Annotated in this window: 18 protein-coding genes; 12 read left to right on the forward strand and 6 right to left on the reverse strand. The window is 68.6% G+C overall.

All coding sequences use genetic code 11. The features are described from left to right. Positions 1–113: 113 nt before the first annotated feature. From ACFV9G_RS20860 to cofD, 3 genes are read right to left on the reverse strand one after another with little or no spacing between them, the layout of a single operon-like run. Positions 114–896: a DUF3105 domain-containing protein gene (locus tag ACFV9G_RS20860; RefSeq protein WP_378729453.1), complete on the reverse strand. Its 783-nt coding sequence runs from the start codon at positions 894–896 to the stop codon at positions 114–116. A gap of 41 nt (positions 897–937) precedes the next feature. Next, complete coding sequence (locus tag ACFV9G_RS20865; protein ID WP_378729454.1) at positions 938–1939, reverse strand: coenzyme F420-0:L-glutamate ligase; 1002 nt, start codon at positions 1937–1939, stop codon at positions 938–940. After that, entirely contained in the window at positions 1936–2949 is a 1014-nt protein-coding gene (gene cofD / locus ACFV9G_RS20870) for a 2-phospho-L-lactate transferase (protein ID WP_378729455.1), read from the reverse strand. Before cofD ends, ACFV9G_RS20865 begins: the two co-directional genes overlap by 4 nt. A gap of 352 nt (positions 2950–3301) precedes the next feature. Here cofD and ACFV9G_RS20875 point away from each other — a divergent pair, with 352 nt between their 5' ends. The 3 genes from ACFV9G_RS20875 to ACFV9G_RS20885 all read left to right on the forward strand — a co-directional run bounded on the left by ACFV9G_RS20875 (position 3302) and on the right by ACFV9G_RS20885 (position 8448). After that, positions 3302–3556, forward strand: coding sequence for a WhiB family transcriptional regulator (locus ACFV9G_RS20875; protein WP_008361238.1), 255 nt, complete (start codon positions 3302–3304; stop codon positions 3554–3556). A 159-nt stretch (positions 3557–3715) separates the two neighbouring features. Beyond that, positions 3716–6622 carry a glycosyltransferase gene (locus ACFV9G_RS20880; RefSeq protein WP_378729456.1) on the forward strand — a complete coding sequence of 969 codons (2907 nt, stop codon included), beginning with the start codon at positions 3716–3718 and terminating at the stop codon, positions 6620–6622. After that, positions 6619–8448: a DUF5719 family protein gene (locus ACFV9G_RS20885; RefSeq protein WP_378729457.1), complete on the forward strand. Its 1830-nt coding sequence runs from the start codon at positions 6619–6621 to the stop codon at positions 8446–8448. Before ACFV9G_RS20880 ends, ACFV9G_RS20885 begins: the two co-directional genes overlap by 4 nt. A gap of 591 nt (positions 8449–9039) precedes the next feature. On the opposite strand, the gene ACFV9G_RS20890 is transcribed toward ACFV9G_RS20885, so the two are convergent. Further along, on the reverse strand, positions 9040–9456 hold the full coding sequence (locus ACFV9G_RS20890; RefSeq protein ID WP_378729458.1) for a metallopeptidase family protein: 417 nt from the start codon (positions 9454–9456) through the stop codon (positions 9040–9042). Here ACFV9G_RS20890 and ACFV9G_RS20895 point away from each other — a divergent pair. From ACFV9G_RS20895 to ACFV9G_RS20930, 8 genes are all read left to right on the forward strand, one after another. Further along, entirely contained in the window at positions 9455–9907 is a 453-nt protein-coding gene (locus ACFV9G_RS20895; RefSeq protein ID WP_091052677.1) for a DUF3499 domain-containing protein, read from the forward strand. The genes ACFV9G_RS20890 and ACFV9G_RS20895 overlap by 2 nt on opposite strands. A 19-nt stretch (positions 9908–9926) precedes the next feature. Then, on the forward strand, positions 9927–11315 hold the full coding sequence (locus ACFV9G_RS20900) for a phosphomannomutase/phosphoglucomutase (RefSeq protein WP_378729459.1): 1389 nt from the start codon (positions 9927–9929) through the stop codon (positions 11313–11315). Positions 11316–11332: 17 nt separating this feature from the next. Beyond that, positions 11333–11527, forward strand: a complete 195-nt coding sequence (locus ACFV9G_RS20905; protein ID WP_378729468.1) for a Trm112 family protein — start codon at positions 11333–11335, stop codon at positions 11525–11527. A gap of 7 nt (positions 11528–11534) precedes the next feature. Beyond that, positions 11535–12566 (forward strand): SIS domain-containing protein, encoded by a 1032-nt coding sequence (locus tag ACFV9G_RS20910; RefSeq protein ID WP_378729460.1) that lies wholly within the window; start codon positions 11535–11537, stop codon positions 12564–12566. 176 nt (positions 12567–12742) lie between these two features. Beyond that, a complete protein-coding gene (locus tag ACFV9G_RS20915) occupies positions 12743–13555 on the forward strand; it encodes a substrate-binding periplasmic protein (RefSeq protein ID WP_378729461.1) in 813 nt (270 codons plus the stop codon). Positions 13556–13819: 264 nt separating this feature from the next. Continuing rightward, entirely contained in the window at positions 13820–14632 is an 813-nt protein-coding gene (locus tag ACFV9G_RS20920) for a substrate-binding periplasmic protein (RefSeq protein ID WP_378729462.1), read from the forward strand. A gap of 120 nt (positions 14633–14752) precedes the next feature. Further along, positions 14753–15571 (forward strand): substrate-binding periplasmic protein, encoded by an 819-nt coding sequence (locus ACFV9G_RS20925; protein ID WP_378729463.1) that lies wholly within the window; start codon positions 14753–14755, stop codon positions 15569–15571. A gap of 107 nt (positions 15572–15678) precedes the next feature. Then, positions 15679–16638 carry a DUF808 domain-containing protein gene (locus ACFV9G_RS20930; RefSeq protein ID WP_378729464.1) on the forward strand — a complete coding sequence of 320 codons (960 nt, stop codon included), beginning with the start codon at positions 15679–15681 and terminating at the stop codon, positions 16636–16638. Positions 16639–16649: 11 nt separating this feature from the next. On the opposite strand, the gene ACFV9G_RS20935 is transcribed toward ACFV9G_RS20930, so the two are convergent. After that, positions 16650–17975: a flavin-containing monooxygenase gene (locus ACFV9G_RS20935; protein ID WP_378729465.1), complete on the reverse strand. Its 1326-nt coding sequence runs from the start codon at positions 17973–17975 to the stop codon at positions 16650–16652. Then, positions 17972–19141, reverse strand: coding sequence for a serine hydrolase domain-containing protein (locus ACFV9G_RS20940; RefSeq protein WP_378729466.1), 1170 nt, complete (start codon positions 19139–19141; stop codon positions 17972–17974). The genes ACFV9G_RS20935 and ACFV9G_RS20940 overlap by 4 nt, the downstream gene beginning before the upstream one ends. 176 nt (positions 19142–19317) lie before the next feature. On the opposite strand from ACFV9G_RS20940, the gene ahcY reads away from it, so the two are divergent. Next, a complete protein-coding gene (gene ahcY / locus ACFV9G_RS20945; protein ID WP_378729467.1) occupies positions 19318–20772 on the forward strand; it encodes an adenosylhomocysteinase in 1455 nt (484 codons plus the stop codon). Positions 20773–20920 lie beyond the last annotated feature (148 nt).

Raw genomic sequence — 20920 nt, forward strand, 5'->3', positions numbered from 1 at the left:
TCCTGGACGCCGACCGCCCCGCCCACCCAAAAAACCCCGTGTGGGCGCACCCCCCCCATCAGGCTCGCTTCGCTTCGCGAGGCACGGGAGCAGATGCGCCGACTCGGCACGAATCACATGGCCTGGGCCTCGGGGCTGGCGGTGTAGGGGAACTTCTGCATGAAGTCCTTGACGGCCTCGCCGGAGACACCCTCGCAGTACTGGAAGGCACCCTTCTGGGTGGAGGCCTCGGTCGGGTTGGCCGGGTCGGCGTACCAGTGCGTCATGGCGATGTGGGTGCCCGAGGGGAACTCGGTCTTCTTGTCGCCGGCGACCGCGGTCTCCTTGGCGTCGGCAGCGGTCCACGGGGCCGCGATGAACTTGTAGCGGAAGTTGGAGGTGCCGGCGAACTTGTCACCGATCGCGCGCAGCTCGTTCAGCTCGTCGTCGGAGACGGTCTCGTCGTACCACACGATCGTGTAGCCGTGCTCGAGGTTGTGCACCAGCGCCTCGAGGTCGGGACGATCCCCGGTGGTGTAGAACTTGCGCGACATGTCGGCCGGCGCGACGTTGGCCTCGTTCCAGTGCGGGCCGAAGGCCGGGGGAGCAGTCGTGTAGGTCTGCTCGGTGCCGGTCGCGATGTGGTTCTGGTTCCCGTCGGCCGCCATCTCGGTGACCTTCTGGCAGCCAGCCGCCTTGGCGCTCTTCCCGATGTCCTGCAGAGCGACGTCCTTGTACTCGCTGTCCTTGATGAAGCCGCTGATCGGCGTCCATGCGGCAGCGCCGATGATCACGACGGCGAAGGCGATGCAGACACCGATGATCGCCCAGCCTCGGACGCGCTCGGCGCGGCCCTGCTTCTTGCGGATGTCGTTGATGACCGCACGGCGGTCTTTGTTGAGCGACTTGTTGGCCACGGTTCGGCGTACCTCGGGTCTTTTGTCGGGACGCGCAGATTCTAGGTGGTCACTGGTAGCAGAAGGGAAGTTGCCCCGTGATTATTCGCCTCGCGCTCGCATCGCCAGCCGTGCGCGAAGGCCAGCGCGGCCATCACCGCGGCGTCGGCTCCGGCCACCCGCAGCCCGTCCTGATGCGGGACGGGGGCGGTCCCGGTCACCTCCGCGACGGCCGCGGAGAGCTCCTCGACGCTCGCCGGCGCACCGAACGGGGCCTGGTCCTCGGCGGCACCCTTCAGAGCGCGTACGACGGCCTCCCGGGCCCCGAAGCCGAAGAAGTCCGAACCCTCGGGGCGGATGAGCGCGCTCGCTCCCGGCCCGTCGTCACCGGGCTCGCGGACCAGGTCCGCCCGGCCGCGCAGAACCGCGAACGGCCGCGCGCCCAGCTTGCCCTGGGAGATCTCGGCCGCCGAGGCGATCTCGTCGACGACCGCCGGGGCGGTGACGACGAGGTCGTTGCCGTAGGCGTCGACCTGGCCGGCGAAGCTCTCCAGCACCTCGAGACCGGCGGCGCCGATGGCGATGTCGGTCTGCCCGTCGCGCCAAGCGCGTCCGGCGGTGTCGGTGATGATCACCCCGACGTTCGCGCCGGTTCGGTCGAGGAACGTGGCGCGCAGGGCCCGCGCGGAGGCGTCGGGGTCCAGGGGGAGCAGCACGATGTGGCCGGCCTCGACGTTGGAGGCGTCGATCCCGGCCGCGGCCATCGTCAGCCCCAGGCGGCTGCGCACGATCTGGGTCGGTCCGCGTCGGGCCACCACCCGCGTCGTCTCGCCGGGGAGCGCGTCGTCCCGGTTGCCCTCCCGCACCTGACCCTCGGCCTTGGAGACGACCTTCGAGGTGACCACGACGATGTCACCGTCGGCCAGCGGGGACTCCAGGCCGGAGTCGAGTGCAGTGAGGAGCAGGGCGGCGAGGTCGTCGCCCTTACGCACCTCAGGTACGCCGTCGGGGGCGGTGACGGTGATGCCCAGTCCGCTCATCGGCCCGTTCGTGGGCCGCGTCATCGGTTGACCAGCTCGACCGCGGCGGCGGCGATGTCGGCAGTCGCGTCCTCGGAGGACATCCACAGCGGGACGGCCGCCGCCTTCAGCCCCGACTCGGTGAGCGCCGGGACCGCGGCGGCGTCAGCGGTGTCGACGAGCCAGCCGTCGAGGACCCCGCCCGCGCCCCGCGTCCCATAATGCAGACCGACTCCGGCAGCGGTCGCGTCGACGCCGATGGCGGCGAGCATCTGCTCCGCCATGCCGCGTACGTGGTGCCCGCTGATGATCGGCGAGATCCCCACCACAGGGGCCGAGGTGGCGACCAGGCCCTCCCGGATCCCGGGTACGCCGAGGATGGTCCCGATCGAGACCACCGGGTTGGACGGGGGCACGATCACGAGGTCGGAATTCAGCAGTGCGTCCATCACGCCGGGTCCCGGCTTCGACTCGTCCTGCCCCACGAAGATCAGCTTCTCGACCGGAACGCCGGCCCGGAGACGTACCCAGTATTCCTGGAAGTGAACGACCGAGAGTCCACTGGGTGAATTCTCGTCGTTGATCGCCACATGGGTCTCGACACGGTCGTCGGTCATCGGCAGCAGTTGCACGCGGTCGCCCCATACAGGCTTCAGCCAGCGTTCGCACAACGCGGCGGTGACCTGCGACAACGAGAACCCGGCCTCGAGCATCTGGGTGCGTACGAGATGGGTGGCGATGTCTCGGTCGCCGAGTCCGAACCAGGTCCCGGGCACGTCGTAGGCCTCGAGCTCGTCCTTGATCGACCAGGTCTCGGCCTTGCGGCCCCAGCCGCGCTCGTGGTCGAATCCGTTGCCAAGGGTGTACATCACCGTGTCGAGGTCGGGACAGACCTTGACGCCGTGCATCCACAGATCGTCGGCGGTATTGGCGATCACGGTGACCCGGGCATCTTCCCTAATGCCTGGGACACGGCCGGCGGAGATGCCGTGGAGGAGCCCGGAGATGAACTTCGAGCCGCCATGGCCGCCGGAGAGAACGGTGATGTCACGCATGGCCCTAGCCTCTCAGACGGGGCCAGCAACCCTGCTCCAGCCGGTGCTTAAAGCCGGTGCTAATGCGGCCCTATCAGATTTGAGGGTTGACTTGTGGCACCGACAGGCATGTAATTTCATCAGTGTGATTCGAAATTGAACCGGGGACCGACAACTGTGGAGACAGTGCTTGGATATCTCGGGAAAATTTCGGCAGGGAACTGCATCAAAGTGACGGCCCAGGTCGTAACAAGAGGCAGTTCCCGCAAAAAACGGGGGGATCGGTTACCTGCCGATGGCGTGAGGTGACTGGCCCGAGATGGGGTCACGGTCCCGAAAACAAGCTGAATAGGGTCGAAAGGTCGGAAAGACGATGAGAGAGCTGTTTCTCCTCGAGCCGGACACCGACGAAGGGGGCTGGCAGGAGCGCGCCCTGTGCGCGCAGACGGATCCGGAGGCGTTCTTCCCTGAGAAGGGTGGATCGACTCGGGAGGCCAAGAAGGTCTGCCAGACCTGCGAGGTGCGCCAGGATTGCCTCGAGTCTGCTCTGGGCAACGACGAGCGCTTCGGAATCTGGGGTGGACTCTCCGAGCGGGAGCGCCGCAAGCTGAAGAAGCGCGCTGTCTGAGATTCACTGACAGTCGCAACCAAGCACGAGCCAGCAAGGCCCGGACCGTCACGGTCCGGGCCTGCTGATCATTTCGGGGCAAATACCTGAGGGGGCGTGTCCCGATCGCCCGACAGGTCCATTCGGACTATCACCGGTTGGGCACTAGGGTTGCCGATCGTGCACGCGTCGGTCGCCCTCGTCCTCGTCTCTCATAACGGCGCCGGCTGGCTTCCAACCGTCATCGACGGGATCCGGAACCAGCAGGCTCCGGTGAGCTTTGCCGTCACGATCGACACCGGCTCGACCGACAGGTCGGTCGAGATCCTGGAGGAGACCTTCGCCCAGGTGGTCAAGCTCCCGGCGTCGACGACGTTCGCGGACGCGGCCAACGAGGCGCTCGCCATCCTCCACCAGGCGGCGCAGCCGCCGGAGTGGATCTGGTTCCTCCACGACGACTCCACCCCCGACCCGCACGCGCTGTCGACCCTGCTCAACGCCGCCGAGGAATACCCGGAGGCCGACATCCTCGGCCCCAAGATCCGGGAGTGGCCCTCGCTGCGCCGGATGCTCGAGCTCGGTGTCTCGATCTCGGTCACCGGCAACCGGGAGACCGGCCTCGAGCGTGGCGAGTACGACCAGGGCCAGCACGACGAGGTACGCCGCGTCCTGGCCGTCAACACCGCCGGCATGCTGATCCGCCGCGAGGTCCTCGAATATCTCGGCGGCTTCGACAAGCACCTCCCGGTCCTCGGCACCGACATGGACCTCGGCTGGCGGGCCGCCAACGCCGGCTTTACGACCATCGCCGTCCCGGACGCGGTCGTCTTCCACGTGGAGGCGGCCCACCGCGGCGTACGCAAGACGCAGCTGACCGGTCGCCGGATCCACTATCAGGAGCGACGGGCCGCGCTCTACACCCTGCTGGTCAACGGCCGGCCGGGGATGCTCCCGTTCACGATGGTCCGGTTCTTCTTCCAGACCCTGTGGCGGATGCTCGGCTTCATCCTGGTGCGCGACCCCGGGGCGGCGCTCGACGACCTGGGCGCCCTGGGCTGGATCTACGGCCACGCCGGCCAGATCATGCTCGCCAAGCGTCGGCGCCGGAAGCAGGCGCACGCCGACAAGGACGTGGTCAAGGCGCTGCTGCCACCGCCGTGGCTGCCCTACCGGCACGGTCTCGACTTCGTCTCCGACGTCGCCAACGCGGTCACCCTGCAGGCCTCCGACATCGCCGAGCGGCGCCAGATGGCCCAGGCCGAGGCCGATCCGGCCTCCTTCGCCGCCAAGCGCCAGGCCGAGCGGGCCCAGCTGGAGGAGGACGAGATCCCGGCCGAGACCGGCTGGCTGGTGCGCTTGTTCACCAACCCGGTCGCGGTGCTCCTGGTCGTCGTCGGCATCCTCGGTGTCATCGGCGCCCGTGCGGCGCTCGGCGGTGTGGCCGGCAGCGGCCTCGGGCCGACGCCACAGAACGCGGGCGACTGGTGGCAGCTGCAGTTCGAGTCGTGGCACGCGATCTCGCAGGGCACCGGCGTGCCCGCGCCGCCGCACGTCTTCCCGCTGGCCGTGCTAGCGACCGTCCTCGGCGGCAACCCGAGCCTGGCGGTCAGCGCGGTCATGCTGCTCAGCTTCCCGATCGCGCTCGGTGGCGCGTGGCGGCTGCTGCGGGTCGTGGGCCGGCTGATCAGCCACCTCGGCGCACCCCGCTGGCTGCTGCTGTGGGGCGCGACGGCGTACGCCCTGGTTCCCTACGTCAGCGGTGCCTTCGGTGACGGCCGGATCGGTGCGGTCGTGGTCGGCGCGCTGCTGCCCTGGCTCGCCCACGCCGCGCTCGGGTTCAGCGATCCCGTCGCCGACCGCCGCTGGCGCGCCGGGTGGCGCACCGGCCTGCTGCTCACCGTCATCACCGCCTTCGCGCCGATGGCCTTCCTGGTCGCGGCCGTCTTCGCGGCGGTCATCTTCATCGTCGCCCGCCGGCTGATGCCCGCCGTGCTCAGCGACCGTGACCAGTGGGGTCCGCCCGCGGCGGCCATCGCGACACCGGTCGGGCTGCTGCTTCCCTGGTGGCTGCCGGCGATCTTCTCCGGCGGCTGGGCCGGTCTGCTGCTCGACCCGGGCCGGCTGCCGGCTCCGGCCGCAGGCGGGTTCGACCTGCTCGTGGGCCGCCTGACCGGGCTCGACGGTGCCGATCTCGGCGCCCCGTGGTGGCTGGGCCTGGCGCTGCCGCTGCTGGCCGTGCTCGCGCTGATCCCGAGCCGCACCCGGATCCCGGTCATGGTCTGCTGGATCGGCGCGGTCGCGACGGCGGCCGTCACGATGCTGCTGTCCTGGATCCCGATCCCGCTCGACGCCGGCATCGCCCGGGTCGGCTGGGGTTTCCCGCTGGTCGCCATCCAGGGCTTCGCGGTGGTCGCGGCGGTGCTGGGTGCTCAGGGTGCCATCCTCGACGGCCTGAGCGGGCTGCGGAAGGTCATGGTCGGCGCGGCGGCTGCGGCCGCGGCGGTCGGTGTCGTCGGCAGCCTCGGCTGGTTCGTCTACGCCGGCACCGGCAACCTCACCGACAACACCCGGGCCCTCGGCCACATCGGGGTGCCCTCCTACATGCTCGACCCGACCTCGACCACCCTCGGGCCCGAGGACGGCGTCCTCGTGCTGCGCGGCTCGGTCGACGAGGGCATCCGTTACGCCGTCCTCCGCAACGACGGGATCACCCTCGGTGAGGACGAGATCGCGCAGGTCGCCGGTGGCTCAGAGGAGCTCACCGGAGTCGTACGCCGCCTCGCCGCCGACCCCGACGACGCGGTGATCGGTGATCTGGCCGCCCAGGGCGTGGCCTACATCGTGATGCCCGGGCCGGCCGACTCCTCGGTCGCCGAGGGGATCGACGCCTCCGGGTCGGTGACCCAGGCGAGCACCGTCGAGCGCTCGACGCGTGCCTGGCTGCTCGACTCCGAGCCGAGCGACCCGGGCGTGACCGAGTCGCAGTCCATCATCCGTACGATCCTGTTGGTCCTGGCCGGGATCGGGCTGTTCGTGGTCCTGGTCCTGTGCCTGCCGACGCTGATCCAGAGGAGGGAGTCGGCATGAGCCATTCCCGTGACCCCTACGACCGCTCGCGCGAGCCGCAGGCTGACGACGTCTACGGCCAGGAGCCGTGGATGCTGGACCCGTATGCCGACCCCTACACGGGTCAGACGGCCCAGACGCCGCCGGAGGGCTACACGCCGGAGCAGCTCTACGCCCAGGAGCCCTACGTGCCCGGGCCGGAGACCGGACAGATGCTCGCGCAGACCGGCTACCCGCCGCCCTACGAAGGTGACTACCGGACCGGCGAGTTCCAGCCTGCCTACGAGCCGGAGTTCGAGGCCTGGCCGACCGCGGACGAGATGCGGGCGGGGGAGCCGGAGCTCCAGCACGAGTTAGAGCCGGATCGTGCCAAGGGTGGACGGATGGCGGCTGCCGCCGCGGCAGCGGCCGCTGCTCGACCCCGGCTGCGCCGCGTACGCAGGCAGCGCGGCCGCCGCCTCGACAACACTGTGCTGGTGGCGCTGGGTCTGGTCGGCGCGATGGCAGTGGCGCTGCTGCTCAACCGGCCCCACCAGTGGGAGCAGCCGAAGCTGGCCGCCGACAGCAGCGCGCCGACCGCGGCCACCGTGGTGTGCCCCGGCAAGCCGAAGTCCGGCGCCGACCAGGTCGCCGTCACCAACGCCGCCGAGGGGTCCGGCAAGGTCACGCTGACCGGCCCGGGCGCCGGCAAGGGCGCGGAGGCCACCGTGGGGTCCGGCAAGGTCACCAGCGCGTCGGTCAAGCCCGGATCGGTCGTGGTCAAGGCGGGCAAGGAGGTCGCGCCCGGGCTGGTCGCCGGACGTTCGACGACCAAGCCGCTCGCAGCGACGGGGTGCATTCCCCCGCAGGCCGAGGCGTGGTTCCCCGGCGTCGGTGCGGGTGCCACCCACAACTCGATCCTCGAGCTCACCAACCCCAACAGCGGCGCGGCCACGGTCGACATCTCGCTCTACGACGAGAAGGGCGTGGTGGCCGTCCCCGAGGACCTCCGCGGCGTAGCGATCCCGGGCAACACCACCCGCACCTTCGACCTGCTGCACGTGATCCCGCGCAAGGGCGAGCTCTCCCTGAAGACCACGGTCGTACGCGGCCAGGCCGGGGCGATGGTCCGTGACCGTGCCGTCGCGCTGGAGTCGCAGGCGGCCACCGAGGACTACTTCCCCGGCCAGTCGACGCCTGCCGAGACCAACCTGCTGGTCGGCTACCCGAACAGCTCCGCGAGCCGCACGCTCACCGTCACCAACCCGGGCGATGCCCAGGTGAGCGCCGAGCTGCGCCTGCTCACCCCCAAGAACGTGCTCACCCCGGAGGGCGCTCCGGAGATCCGGGTGCCGCCCAACGGGCAGGTGCAGGTAGACCTGACCAAGCTGCTCGGCAAGGACAGCGCCAGCGACGCGTACGGCGTCGAGATCGTCGCCACCGGCCCGGTCGCCACCGCGATGCGCTCGGTCGACGGGGGCGACGTCGCGATCACGACGGCCACCGAGACCATCTCGGAGCCGACCGCGGTGGTCGTCCCGGCCGGCGCCGGCGTCGGCAAGAAGAGGGTCCTGATCTCCGGCCCGGTCGCCAAGACCGGGGCCAGCGGAACCGTCAAGGTGGTCCCGGTGACTGCGAAGGGCAAGGCGCTCAAGGCCAAGTCCGTCAAGGTCGGTCCCGGGCTGGGCGCCGAGGTCGAGGTGCCCGCGGAGGCGGCGCTGATCCAGCTCGTCCCTGAGGGTGTCGAGGTCAATGCGGCCGTGGTGATGAGCGGCGATGGGGATGCGGTGGTTCCGTTCCGTCCGCTGCGGACCGAGGTGCGTACTGCTGGGGTTGCTCCTGGGTTGCCGTTGCCGTTGGAGCCCTGAGTCTTCAGCGCTGCACGTCGGCGGGTTGGTGTGTTTTCGGGGGACTGTTGCCGCCGACCCTTGCTTGGAGGGTGTTCTCGGCGGCGTCCGGAGTAAAGGACGGCCTTCGGCCGCCGGCTTCGCCGGTCGCCTTCGGCGATCCTTGACACCGGCCGTCGCCGAGAAAGATTTGGCTGGCTATCGGGTCGGCGGCAGGGGTTTGGCGCGGCGATCCGGGTCGGGTAGGGGCTTGGGATCTGAGGGTGAACGAATTTTCGTTCACGCCGAGATCGCCGTGGGGCGGTCGGTGGCGTGGGTGAATGAAAGTTCGTTCACCAGGCTGGGGTGAAGAAACTTTCGTTCACCGCGGGGCGTCCACCGTCCGAGGAGCGTCTACCCCGCGGCCACACTGGGGCCGCCGCCCCTGATAGCCAGCCAAATCTTTCTCGACATGGTCCGGTGTCAAGGACCGCGAAGCGGCCGGCGAAGCCGGCGGCCGCAGGCCGTCCTTTACTCCGGGGCAGGTCGAGAAACACTCGAGGACAGGGTCGGCGGCCCAGACCAGCCCCAATAACTCAGCACCTAAGAGACCGGAACGAGACGTCCCAAGCCTCAGGGCTGATACCGAGGATCGACGTCCTCGGCAGCGATCCCGAGCAGATCCGCGATCTGCTCGACCACGACCATGAGCACCATCGCCTCGACCTCGGAGCGGGTGTGGCAGCGGTGCTCGATCGGCCGCCGGTAGATCACCAGCCGGGCCGGGTTCGCGCCGGAGCCACGCTCGAGCGACCCGAGCGGGATGTGATCGTCGACGGTCCAGTCCTTCGGGATGTCGGGCGACTCCTCGACGGCGTACTCGATCAGGCCCAGCCGTGACTGCCAGCGACCGTCGATCTCGGTCACGATGGCGAGCGCGATGTCGTCGAAGCGCTCCCGGCGGGTGCGCAGGACCGGCACCTTCGGGTCGGTGGGAACGGCCACCGGGCCACGTGTCCCACGGCCGTGCCGATCCCTGTGCCTGGTCATGTACGCGAGCCTAACTGCGCGGCTGGCCTCAGGGGAGTACGGTTCACCCGTGACTGCTCGTCGTTGTTCGCGTACCGCCTGCCAGCGTCAAGCCGTCTGCACGCTCACCTATGTGTACGCCGACCAGACGGCCGTTCTCGGCCCGCTGGCGACCTATGCCGAGCCGCATGCCTACGACCTGTGCGAGGAGCATGCCGAGCGGCTGTCCGCGCCCCGGGGCTGGGAGGTGGTCCGACTGGCTCGCGAGCCGGTGGACCCGCAGCCCAAGGGCGACGACCTGCTCGCGCTGGCCGATGCCGTCCGTGAGGCCGCGAGGCCACCGGCTCCGTCCCCGCGAGGGCCCGTCGGGGCCCCTGGGCAGGACGACGCCGACGAGCCGGGGGCGAACGACGGCCAGCCCCGTCCGGGCGGCACCCGCCGCGGGCACCTCCGCGTGCTGACCTCGGAGTAGGACGACTAGAGTTCCGGACATGCCGGAGAGAGTTGACCCCGACATCGCCAACGCCGTCTTCAAGGCGTACGACGTCCGTGGCACCGTCCCTGATCAGATCGACGAGAACCTCGCCCGACGCGCCGGGCGGGCCTTCGTGCACGTCACCGGCGCCCGTCGTGGCGAGATCGTCGTCGGCCACGACATGCGCCCCAGCTCCCCGGCGCTCGCGGGAGCCTTCGCCGAAGGTGCGACCGAGGCCGGCGCCGACGTGACGATGATCGGGCTGGCCTCGACCGACGAGCTCTACTTCGCCTCCGGTCACCTCGGGCTGCCGGGTGCGATGTTCACCGCCAGCCACAACCCGGCGCAGTACAACGGCATCAAGCTGTGCCGCGCCAACGCGGTCCCGGTCGGCGCCGAGACCGGGCTCGACGAGATCCGTGACCTGGTCATCTCCGGCGAGGTTCCGATCGCCGATGTCGCTGGCAGCATCAGCGAGACCGATGTGCTGGAGGCGTACGCTGCGCACCTGCTCGGTCTGGCCCCGGTCAAGGGTCGCCGGCTCACCGTCGTCGCAGACGCGGGCAACGGCATGGCCGGCCACACCGCACCTGCGGTCTTCGGCCGCCTGGGCCCCGAAGCCGTCGAGATGATCCCGATGTACTTCGAGCTCGACGGCACCTTCCCCAACCACGAGGCCAACCCGCTCGACTCGACCACGTTGGTCGATCTGCAGGCCAAGGTGCGCGAGACCGGCGCCGACGCCGGTCTGGCCTTCGACGGCGACGCCGACCGCTGCTTCCTGGTGGACGAGAAGGGCGAGGTGGTCAGCCCGAGCGCGATCACCGCCCTGATCGCCGAACGGGCCCTGGCCCAGGAGCCGGGCGCCACGATCATCCACAACCTGATCACCTCCCGCGCGGTCCCCGAGATCGTCACCGAGCTCGGCGGCACCCCGGTACGCACCCGCGTCGGCCACTCCTACATCAAGGCCGTGATGGCCGAGTCCGAGGCGGCCTTCGGTGGCGAGCACAGCGGCCACTTCTACTTCCGTGACTTCTGGCGCGCCGACTCCGGCATGCTCGCCGCGCTGCACGTCCTCGGCGCCCTCGCCGAGACCGACCAGCCGCTGAGCGAGCTGCTGGCCGCCTATGCCCGCTACCCGATGAGCGGCGAGATCAACTCCACCGTCCCCGACCAGGCCGCCACCGTGGCCGAGATCGAGAAGGCGTACGCCGGGCGCGACGGTGTCACCGTCGACAAGCTCGACGGCCTGACCCTCTCCCACGCCGACTGGTCGGTCAACGTACGCGCCTCCAACACCGAGCCGCTGCTGCGGCTCAACGCGGAGGGCAAGGACACAATCACCATGGAGCGCGTGCGCGACGAGGCGCTCGCGATCATCCGAAAGGACAACGCATCATGACTGGCGCAACGACCCCCCTGGGCCTGAGCGAGAAGCTGCTCGAGATCATCGTCTGCCCGCAGTGCCACGGCGACCTGCTGCCCGTCGAGGCGACCGTGCCCGACCAGGATGGCGAGCTGGTCTGTCAGGGGGAGTGCGGCCTGGCCTACCCGGTCCGCGACGGCATCCCCGTCCTGCTCATCGACGAGGCTCGTCCGACCAAGAGCGAGTGAGGCAGCGATGACCTGGTTCGACGAGTCGAGGCTCGACGACGAGCGAGCGCTGGCCGGGATCGACCTGCTGCTGCGCTCTCTGGCCGAGTCCGGAGCCCGGGTCCGCCGGGAGGCTGCGGGTGCCGCAGAGCCCCTGCAGGAGGCCGTACGCCGCGCCGCGGAGACCGGCCGACCCCGGGCCGTCGTCGCCGCAGGTCCCGACTCGCGCCTGCTGCGCGCCGTCCTCGAGCCGTTCTGCCCGGTGCCGTTCGTCGCCTGGCCCGCTCCGGGCCTGCCGGGCTGGGCTGGAAGCCTCGACCTGGTGGTCGTGCTGGCCCCGACCGGCTCCGACCCGGGTGAGGCCTCTGCCGCCGCGGAGGCCGTCCGCCGCGGCGCCCAGCTGGTCGTGGCCGCTCCGGAGAAGTCGCTGGTCGCCCAGCACGCCGAGGGTCGCGACAGCACCCTGCTCCCGGTCGAGGGCGGCGACACGCTCGCGATGGCGATCCTGATGCTCACCTACCTCAACTCGGTCGGTCTCGGCCCGGAGGCCGACGCGGACAAGGTGGCCGACGCGCTCGACGACGTCGCCACCGCCTGCTCACCGCGTCGCGACATCTCGGTCAACCCGGGCAAGATCCTGGCGATCTCGCTGGCCGACTCGCTCCCGGTCGTGTGGGGTGGCTCCGTCCTGGCTGCCCGCGCTGCCCGCCGTGTCGCCGAGAACCTGCGCCGGGCCAGCGGCCGAGGCGCCATCGCCGGTGACGCCGACGACCTGCTCCCGGTCCTCGAGGCCGCCCGGCCGCGCAACGTCTTCGACGACCCCTTCGCCGAGGAGCAGGCCTCCGCGCGTCCCGTTCTGGTCATCCTCGACGACGGTGCGACCGATCCGATCATGGTCGAGCAGCGGCGGTCTCTCACCGAGGCCGCGGACACGCGCGGCGTACGGGTGGAGGTGGTCGAGGCGAACACGACCACGGAGGTCGCCCGCTACGCGTCCCTGCTGCTCCAGGGGACATACTCCGCGGAGTATCTGCGTTTGGGTCTGGTTAACGAAGGTTAATTCCGGATGACGGACAGATCCATGTGATCTGCCTCATGTCTCACGCTCAGGGGTGTCGGCGACGCGTCGCCATGGTGGGCGACCCCTGGACGCGGGGGAGTGGACCGCTGTTTGATTTGGCAACAAATCAGACACATAGCGGTCACACCCCCACCCTGGAACAGGATCCCCCTCCCATGAGCCAGACCAAGTTCGTCGTCGCCGGTGCCTTTGCCCTCCTGGGCGCGATCCTCTTCAGCGGCCGGCTCTCCGCCCCCGCTCCACCCGCGACCGACGAAGCGAGCGCCGCGGCCGGCGGCACCCTCCGGATCGGCGTCGACAGCGCCGAGCCGTCGTACTACAAGATCGACGGCGTGACCAAGGGCTTCGACTACCAGATGGCGCGCAGCGTCGCCGAAGGCATGGGCGCGGAGCCGGAGTTCGTGGAGATGGAGTTCAACGAGCTCTTCCCGGCCCTCGAGGCGGGCAAGATCGACATGATCGGCGCCCAGGTCACCAAGACCGACGAGGCCGAGCGGAAGTACGACTTCAGTGCTCCGTACTTCGTGACGTACGTGTCTTTCCTCGCCCCGAAGAGCTCGGCGATCAAGACCCGCGACGACATCGACGGCAAGAGCGTCGCCGTCGTCGAGGGCACCATCCAGGAGCGCTACCTCGAGGAGCAGTACGAGGACGTCACCGTCATCAAGGCCAAGAACGCGGACGCCGCGGTCAGGTCGATGGGGCGCGGTGAGTCCGACGCGTTCTTCTACGGCGCTCCCTACTCCGAGTCGATCATCAAGGGTGCGCCGATCCCGCTGACGGAGCCGATCGTCTACCAGGCCGAGGATGCGCCGATCGGGTTCGTGGTTCGCGAGGGTGATGAGCGCAAGGAGCGGATCGACGGGGTCATCGAGGACATGGTCCTCAACGGCGAGTGGGTGAAGATCAAGACGGACTACTTCGAGGCGGTCCCGCTCTCCGAGTTCTTCAGGGAGAAGGGCGCCTGAAGCGCGGTTGTCTGCGTTTGGGCCTGTTCGCCGAGGAAGCCGTCCTGAAGGTGAACGATGCGCGTGATCTGTGTCACGCACTGCGGTCAAGGTTCGGTCACGGATCGTCACAGATAGTGACGACGATCCTCGAAAACCTGGACGCGAGGTGGCAGACAGGTGTTTGATGCAACATCGTCCGGCCACTCCTGGCCAGCACGTCTCGGATTCTCGGCGCCGACGTGACGGGCATGCCCCACCATCCCGAAAACACAGGACTTCCGCATGAATCACATCAAGTTCGTCGTCGCCGGCGCCCTGGCCCTCCTAGGGGTCCTGGTCATCGGCGGCTACTTCGCCGACCCCGCCCCCAAGGCGACCGACCAGGAGAGTGCCGCCGCCGGGGGCACTCTGCGGATCGGTGTCGACGGCACCGAGCCCGCTTTCTACAAGGTCGACGGCGTGACCAAAGGATTCGACTACGAGATGGCGCTCGGCGTCGCCGAGGGTCTGGGTGCCAAGCCCGAGTTCGTGGTCATGGATTTCAGCGACCTCTTCACCGCGCTCGAGGCAGGTGAGATCGACATGATCGGCGCCCAGGTGACCGAGACCGCGGAGCGGAAGCAGGACTTCGACTTCACCGCGCCCTACTTCGTCACCTACCTGTCGTTCCTCACCCCGGAGGACTCGCCCATCAAGAACCGCGACGACATCGACGGCAAGAACATCGCTGTCGTCGAGGGCACCATCCACGAGCGCTACCTCGCCGAGCAGTACGAGGACGTCAACATCATCAAGGCCAAGGACGAGGACTCCGCGGTCAAGGCGATCGAGACCGGCAAGGCCGATGCGTTCTTCTACGACGCGCCCTACACCGCGCCGATCATCAACCGGGCGCCGATCACCTTGAAGGAGGCGATCGTCTACCCGGCAGACGACGCTCCGATCGGTTTCGTCATGAAGAAGGGCGACGAGCGCAAGGAGCTGATCGACGGGGTTCTCGAGCAGATGATCCTCGACGGGGACTGGTTGAAGATCAAGAAGGAGTACTTCAAGGAGTACCCGCTCTCGGAGGTCTTCAAGGACAAGGGCGCCTGAGGTTGACGGCGCTCGCCCCGCCTTGGGGCGCCTGAAGTCCAGTAGCCTACGATGCCCGCTGGCCTGGCTCAGCCGGGTCGCAGCGTCTCGGCGCACCCCTCCCCCCAACCAGGACGTCGTATGAAATCCCTGAAGTTCATCCTTGCGGGCGCGGTCACCCTTCTGGTGATCCTGATCGTGGTCTCCAACACGGTGGAGACGACCGGCCCCTCCTCTGCCAGGCGCAGCAGCGCGGCCGATGACGGCCAGCTCAAGATCGGTGTGCTGGACAGCGCCCCGGTGTACTACACCGAAGGGTCCTCCGCCAAGGGCTTCGACTACGAGGTGGCCCTCGGTGTCACCGAGTCGCTCGGCATCAAGCCGTCGTTCGTTCCGATGGACTTCGCCGACCTCTTCACGGCCCTCGACGAAGGCAAGATCGACATGATCGCCTCCCAGGTGAGCGTGACCGAGGAGCGCGAGGAGGCGTACGACTTCTCGCACCCCTACTTCGTCACCTACCTGTCCTTCACCACCCCGAAGAACTCCCCGATCAAGAAGCTCAAGGACGTCAACGGCACCCGGGTCGCCATCGTGGACGGCACTGCGCAGGAGAGCATTCTCAAGGCACGCTTTCCCAAGGCCGAGATCGTGAAGCGGAAGAACGAGGCGGCCGCGCTCGAGGCGGTCGCCACGGGCAAGGCGGACTCGTTCTTCTACGACGCGCCGTTCACCGATGGGCTGATCAAGAGCGCCCCGATCCCGATGGAGGAGCGGATCGTCTTCCCGTCCGACAAGGCCCCCATCGCCTTCGTCTTCCGCAAGGGCGACGGGCTCAGGGACCAGGCCGACGACGCCATCGACGAGATGATCGTCAACGGGGACTGGCTGCGGATCAAGACCGACTACTTCAAGGAGTACCCGCTCTCGGAGCGGTTCCGGGAGCAGGGCGTGGAGTAGCACGACCCGCCCGCTAAGGTTCGAGTCATGAGCGAGCGCCAGCGAGCGACAGTGGGCCTCAGGCCGTCGCCTCCGTATTCTCTGCCCTTCGCAACGGAGGCGACGGCATGAGCGCCGGACTCTTCGCACTTCTCGACGACGTAGCCGCCATCGCCAAGCTGGCGGCTGCGTCCGTCGACGACGTCGGCGCTGCCGCCGGCAAGGCCTCGGCCAAGGCCGCGGGTGTCGTCATCGACGACACCGCCGTGACGCCGCAGTACGTCCACGGTATCGCCGCCGAGCGCGAGGTGCCGATCATCAAGAAGATCGCCTTCGGCTCGCTGCGCAACAAGCTGCTGATCATCTTGCCGGTGGCGCTGATCTTGGCGCAGTGGGCGCCGTGGGCGATCACCCCGATCCTGATGCTCGGTGGCGCCTTCCTCGCCTTCGAGGGTGTCGAGAAGGTCCTGGAATGGGTTCGGCCGCACGAAGAGGCCCACGAGACGCCGGTCGCCCTGGAAGGTCCCGAGGCCGAGAAGACGATGATCTCGGGTGCTGTACGCACCGACCTGATCCTCTCCACCGAGATCATGGTGATCGCGCTCAACGAGGTCATCGACCAAGGCTTCTGGATGCGTCTCGGTGCCCTGGTGGCGGTCGCCTTCCTGATCACGCTCGTGGTCTACGGCGTGGTCGCCCTGATCGTGAAGATGGACGACGCCGGCCTCTCGCTCTCCCAGCGCCCCAGCGCGTTCGCCCAGCGGCTCGGCCTGGGCATGGTCTCGGCCATGCCGAAGGTGCTCGCCGTGATCTCGGTGGTCGGCACCATCGCGATGCTCTGGGTCGGTGGCCACCTGATCCTGGTCGGCGTCCATGACGTCAACGGTCTCGCCGCCGGTCACCCCGGTTGGGCATGGCCCTACGACACCGTCCACCATCTCGAGGAGGAGGTCCACCACGCGCTCGGTGCCGTCGGCGCGGCCGCCGCCTGGCTGGTCAACACCTTCTTCTCCGCGGTCGTCGGACTCATCGTCGGAGCGATCGTGGTCGGCGTACTCCACCTGCTGCCGTTCAAGAAGAAGCACTGACGCACCTGCGCCTACCCGGCCGCGGCTGCTCGGGCCTCCCCGGCCTCGATCTCGGCCATCAGGTCGATGACGTAGCGGGCGAAGTCGATCTGGATGGTGTGGCGCGGGGCGGCGTAGTACTGCTCCAGGTGAGCCTCCTCGTCGGCCTTCAGGATGCGCTCCTGCTCCTCGACAGGTGGGAGCGCATAGCTCCCGGTGAGCAGGCGGGCCAGGAGCTTGGACTGCTGCTCGGCGAGGTTGACGATGGTGGGGGAGGACTGGGCGAGCCCCATGAAGTAGAGGTGGTCGGCGCCCGGCTTGATCATCCGCTTGAACAGCGGATAGCGGTGGTCGGCATCGGGGTGCAGCGAGACCTCGGCCGGGTCGAAGAACGGGAACGACATGTCGTATCCGGTTGCCGCGATCACCACGTCCGCCTCGACCGACGATCCGTCGACGAGGTGCACCATCGATCCCTCGAACCGAGCGATCTCGGGAAGCATGTGGATGTCGCCCGAGCCGGCTTTGGTCAGGAAGTCGGCGCTGACCGACGGATGCGCGGACAGCGGCTCGTGGTCGGGCTCCGGGAGTCCGTACGTCGACATCGACCCGACCAGCTCGCGGATCAGCTCGCGGGAGGCCGCCAGTGCCTGTTCCTTGGGGATGTCGGGCGGAGCCATCACCTTGTCGGCAGGCTGCCCGTTGCGATACTTCGGCAGCACCCACACGCCCCGTCGCGCGGAGACGTACAGCTTCGACGCCATCCACGGCGAGGACAGCTCCGAGGCGATGTCCATCGCCGAGTTGCCCATCCCGACCACGATCACCCGCTTGCCGCGGATCTCGACGGGCTCGAACGGGGAGACGTAGGAATGGCTGTGGATGATCTCGCCGGCGAACTCGCCTTCCCACGCCGGCAGCCGTGGTGACCAGTGGTGGCCGTTGGCGACCACCAGATCGGTGTAGGAGCGGGTCTCTCCGGTCGACAGCGTGACCTCCCAGGAGCCGTCCTCGCGCTGCGTGGCTCGTTCGACCCCGGTGTTGAACGTGATCTGGTCCCGCAGCCCGAAGTGGTCGGTGTAGTCGCGGAAGTACCGGTGGATCAGGGTGTGGTGCGGGAAGTGCGGGAACGACCCCGGCGCGGGGAAGTCCTCGAACTCCAGCCGACTGGTCGAGGTGTCGATGTGGAGCGACTCGTAGACCGAGGAGAGCCCGTTGGGGTTGCGGAAGTACCAGTTCCCGCCGATGTCGTCGGAGAGCTCGAACTGGTCGTAGGCGACCCCGAACTCCTTGAGCCGCTTGGCCGTCGTGATCCCCGAGCAGCCGGCGCCGATGATGCAGACCTTGACCTCGGTCATCGGGCCACCTCCATACCTGCCGCCTCCACGCACTCGAAGGCGGTGCGCACGTAGGCGTCGGTGCGCTGCGAGGAGGTCATGTGCTGGGTCATCCGGTTCATCGCGTACGCCACCGTGACCCGTCGTTCCAGGTCGTTGACCACGATCGCGCCGCCATAACCGGTCCACCAGCAGACCCGTCCCTCGGGCACCGCCGGCGCCGCCACCGGCTGCGGCAGGCCATAGCCGATTCCCCATCGCATCGGCGTCAGGAGCACCTGGTCGACACCGTCGGCCTGTACCTCGAAGATCCGCTCGATGGTGGCGGGTGACAGCAGACGTACGCCGTCGACCTCCCCGCCGTGGGATACAGCGGACTGGATCCTGGCGATCGAGCGGGCGTTGCCGTGCCCGTTGATCCCCGCCAACGAGACCGTACGCATCGGGGCCGCGTTGAACTCGGCCGGATCCAGCTTCGGGTTGACCAGCGTCGGGATCATCAGGTTGCCCTCGGGCAGCGCGGCGATGTCGATCCCTCCGGGCGGGGGAGCCTCGAGGTCGGCGCAGCGGCCGAGCTCGCTCTCCCGGACACCCAGGTGGAAGTCGGCCCCCAGCGGCCCTGCGACCAGCTCGGCGAATACCTCCGAGAGCGGCTTCCCGGTGGCGCCACGGACCAGGCCGTCGACCAGATGCCCGTAGGAGACCATGTGGTACCCCGACCCCGAGCCCGGCTCGAACCAGGGTTCCTGTCGGGCGAGCATCTCGTTGGCGAGCGGCAGGTCCAGGAGCGCCTCGGTGGAGAGCGGCTCGGTCCACCCGGACATGCCGGAGGTGTGAGAGAGCAGGTGGCGGACGAGGACCCGCTGGTCGGCGAACGAGGGCCAGTAGTCCGCGACCGGAGCGTCCAGGTCCAGGTCGCCGCGGTCGGCGAGCACGAGCGCGGTCAGAGAAGCCATCGTCTTGGTCACCGACCAGACCCGGACGATGGTGTCCTCCTGCCACGCCTCGCCCGGGCGGGCCTCACCACCCCACAGATCGGCCACGAGCTCGCCGTCACGGATCACCGCGAGGGAGGCACCGAGGTCGGCTCCGGAAGAGAGGTTGCGCGCGAGCAGGTCGCGCAGAGGCTCGTACGCAGGGGCGCAGACGCCCTGGACCGTGTGCGGGTCGGGTGTGGTTGCCGTCATGCCCGGCAATAATAGGAACTCGTTCTAGTTTTCGACAGGGTTACAGGCGAACTGTTGGTTGCGGATTACCGCTCCCGTCAACCAGCGCTTGTAGTCTGAGGGCAACCTGCGTGGGAGATCCCGCTGATGCGCAGATGCGCGACGCAGGCCCGCATTAACTTCGGTAAGGAATAACCATGGACTACAAGGTTGCCGACCTGAGCCTGGCCGAGTTCGGCCGCAAGGAGCTCTCCCTCGCCGAGCACGAGATGCCGGGCCTGATGGCCATGCGCGAGCGCTACGGCAAGGACCAGCCGCTCAAGGGCGCCCGCGTCGCCGGCTCGCTGCACATGACGATCCAGACCGGCGTCCTGATCGAGACGCTGACCGCGCTCGGCGCCGACGTGCGCTGGGCCACCTGCAACATCTTCTCCACCCAGGACCACGCCGCCGCCGCGGTCGTCGTCGGCGACGGCACCCCGGAGGCCCCCAACGGCACGCCGGTCTTCGCCTGGAAGGGCGAGACCCTGGCGGAGTACTGGGACGAGGCCGAGAAGGTCTTCGACTTCACCGACGAGGCCGGCAACAAGGTCGGCCCGAACATGCTCCTCGACGACGGCGGTGACATCACCCTGCTCGTCCACAAGGGTGTCGAGTTCGAGAAGGCCGGCGCGGTGCCGGGCCAGGACTCCACCGACAACGAGGAGTTCAAGGAGGTCCTCCGGGTCCTCGACCGTTCGCTGACGAACGACCCGCAGCGCTGGACCAACATCGCCAACGGCATCAAGGGCGTCACCGAGGAGACCACCACCGGTGTCCTGCGCCTCTACGACCGGTTCAAGGAGGGCTCGCTCCTCTTCCCGGCGATCAACGTCAACGACTCGGTCACCAAGTCCAAGTTCGACAACAAGTACGGCTGCCGCCACTCGCTCATCGACGGCATCAACCGTGCCACCGACGTGATGATCGGCGGCAAGGTCGCGGTCGTGTGCGGCTACGGCGACGTCGGCAAGGGCTCGGCGGAGTCGCTGCGCGGCCAGGGCGCTCGCGTCATCGTCACCGAGATCGACCCGATCTGCGCGCTGCAGGCGGCGATGGACGGCTACGAGGTCCGCCGCCTGGAGTCGGTCGTCGAGACCGCCGACATCTTCATCACCACGACCGGCAACTTCGACATCATCCGGGTCGAGCACTTCGAGAAGATGAAGAACCAGGCCATCGTCGGCAACATCGGCCACTTCGACAACGAGATCGACATGGCCGGCCTCGCCAAGATCCCGGGCATCGTCAAGGACGAGATCAAGCCGCAGGTCCACCAGTGGATCTTTCCCCCCAAGGACGGCGCCGACGGCAAGAAGATCATCGTGCTCTCCGAGGGCCGCCTGCTCAACCTGGGCAACGCCACCGGTCACCCGAGCTTCGTGATGTCGAACTCGTTCACCAACCAGACGCTGGCGCAGATCGAGCTCTTCACCAAGACCGACGAGTACCCGATCGGCGTCTACGTCCTGCCCAAGGCGCTCGACGAGGAGGTCGCCCGCCTCCACCTCGGCGCCCTCGGCGTCGAGCTCACCGAGCTCAAGCAGGAGCAGGCCGACTACCTCGGCGTCCCGGTCGAGGGTCCCTACAAGTCGGACCACTACCGCTACTGATCAACGTCTGAACCGCCGCCGAGTCCGGGGGGGGGGGAAGGAAAAAACCCCCCCCCGGGGGCGGGGGGTGCAGGCCGCCGGCCGGCGGAGCGGGGGTGTCACAGACCCGACAGCGGGAGGGGGGGGGGGGGGGTGGAGGGGAGGAGCC

This window comes from Nocardioides sp. NPDC059952, assembly GCF_042730435.1.
Lineage (GTDB): Bacteria > Actinomycetota > Actinomycetes > Propionibacteriales > Nocardioidaceae > Nocardioides.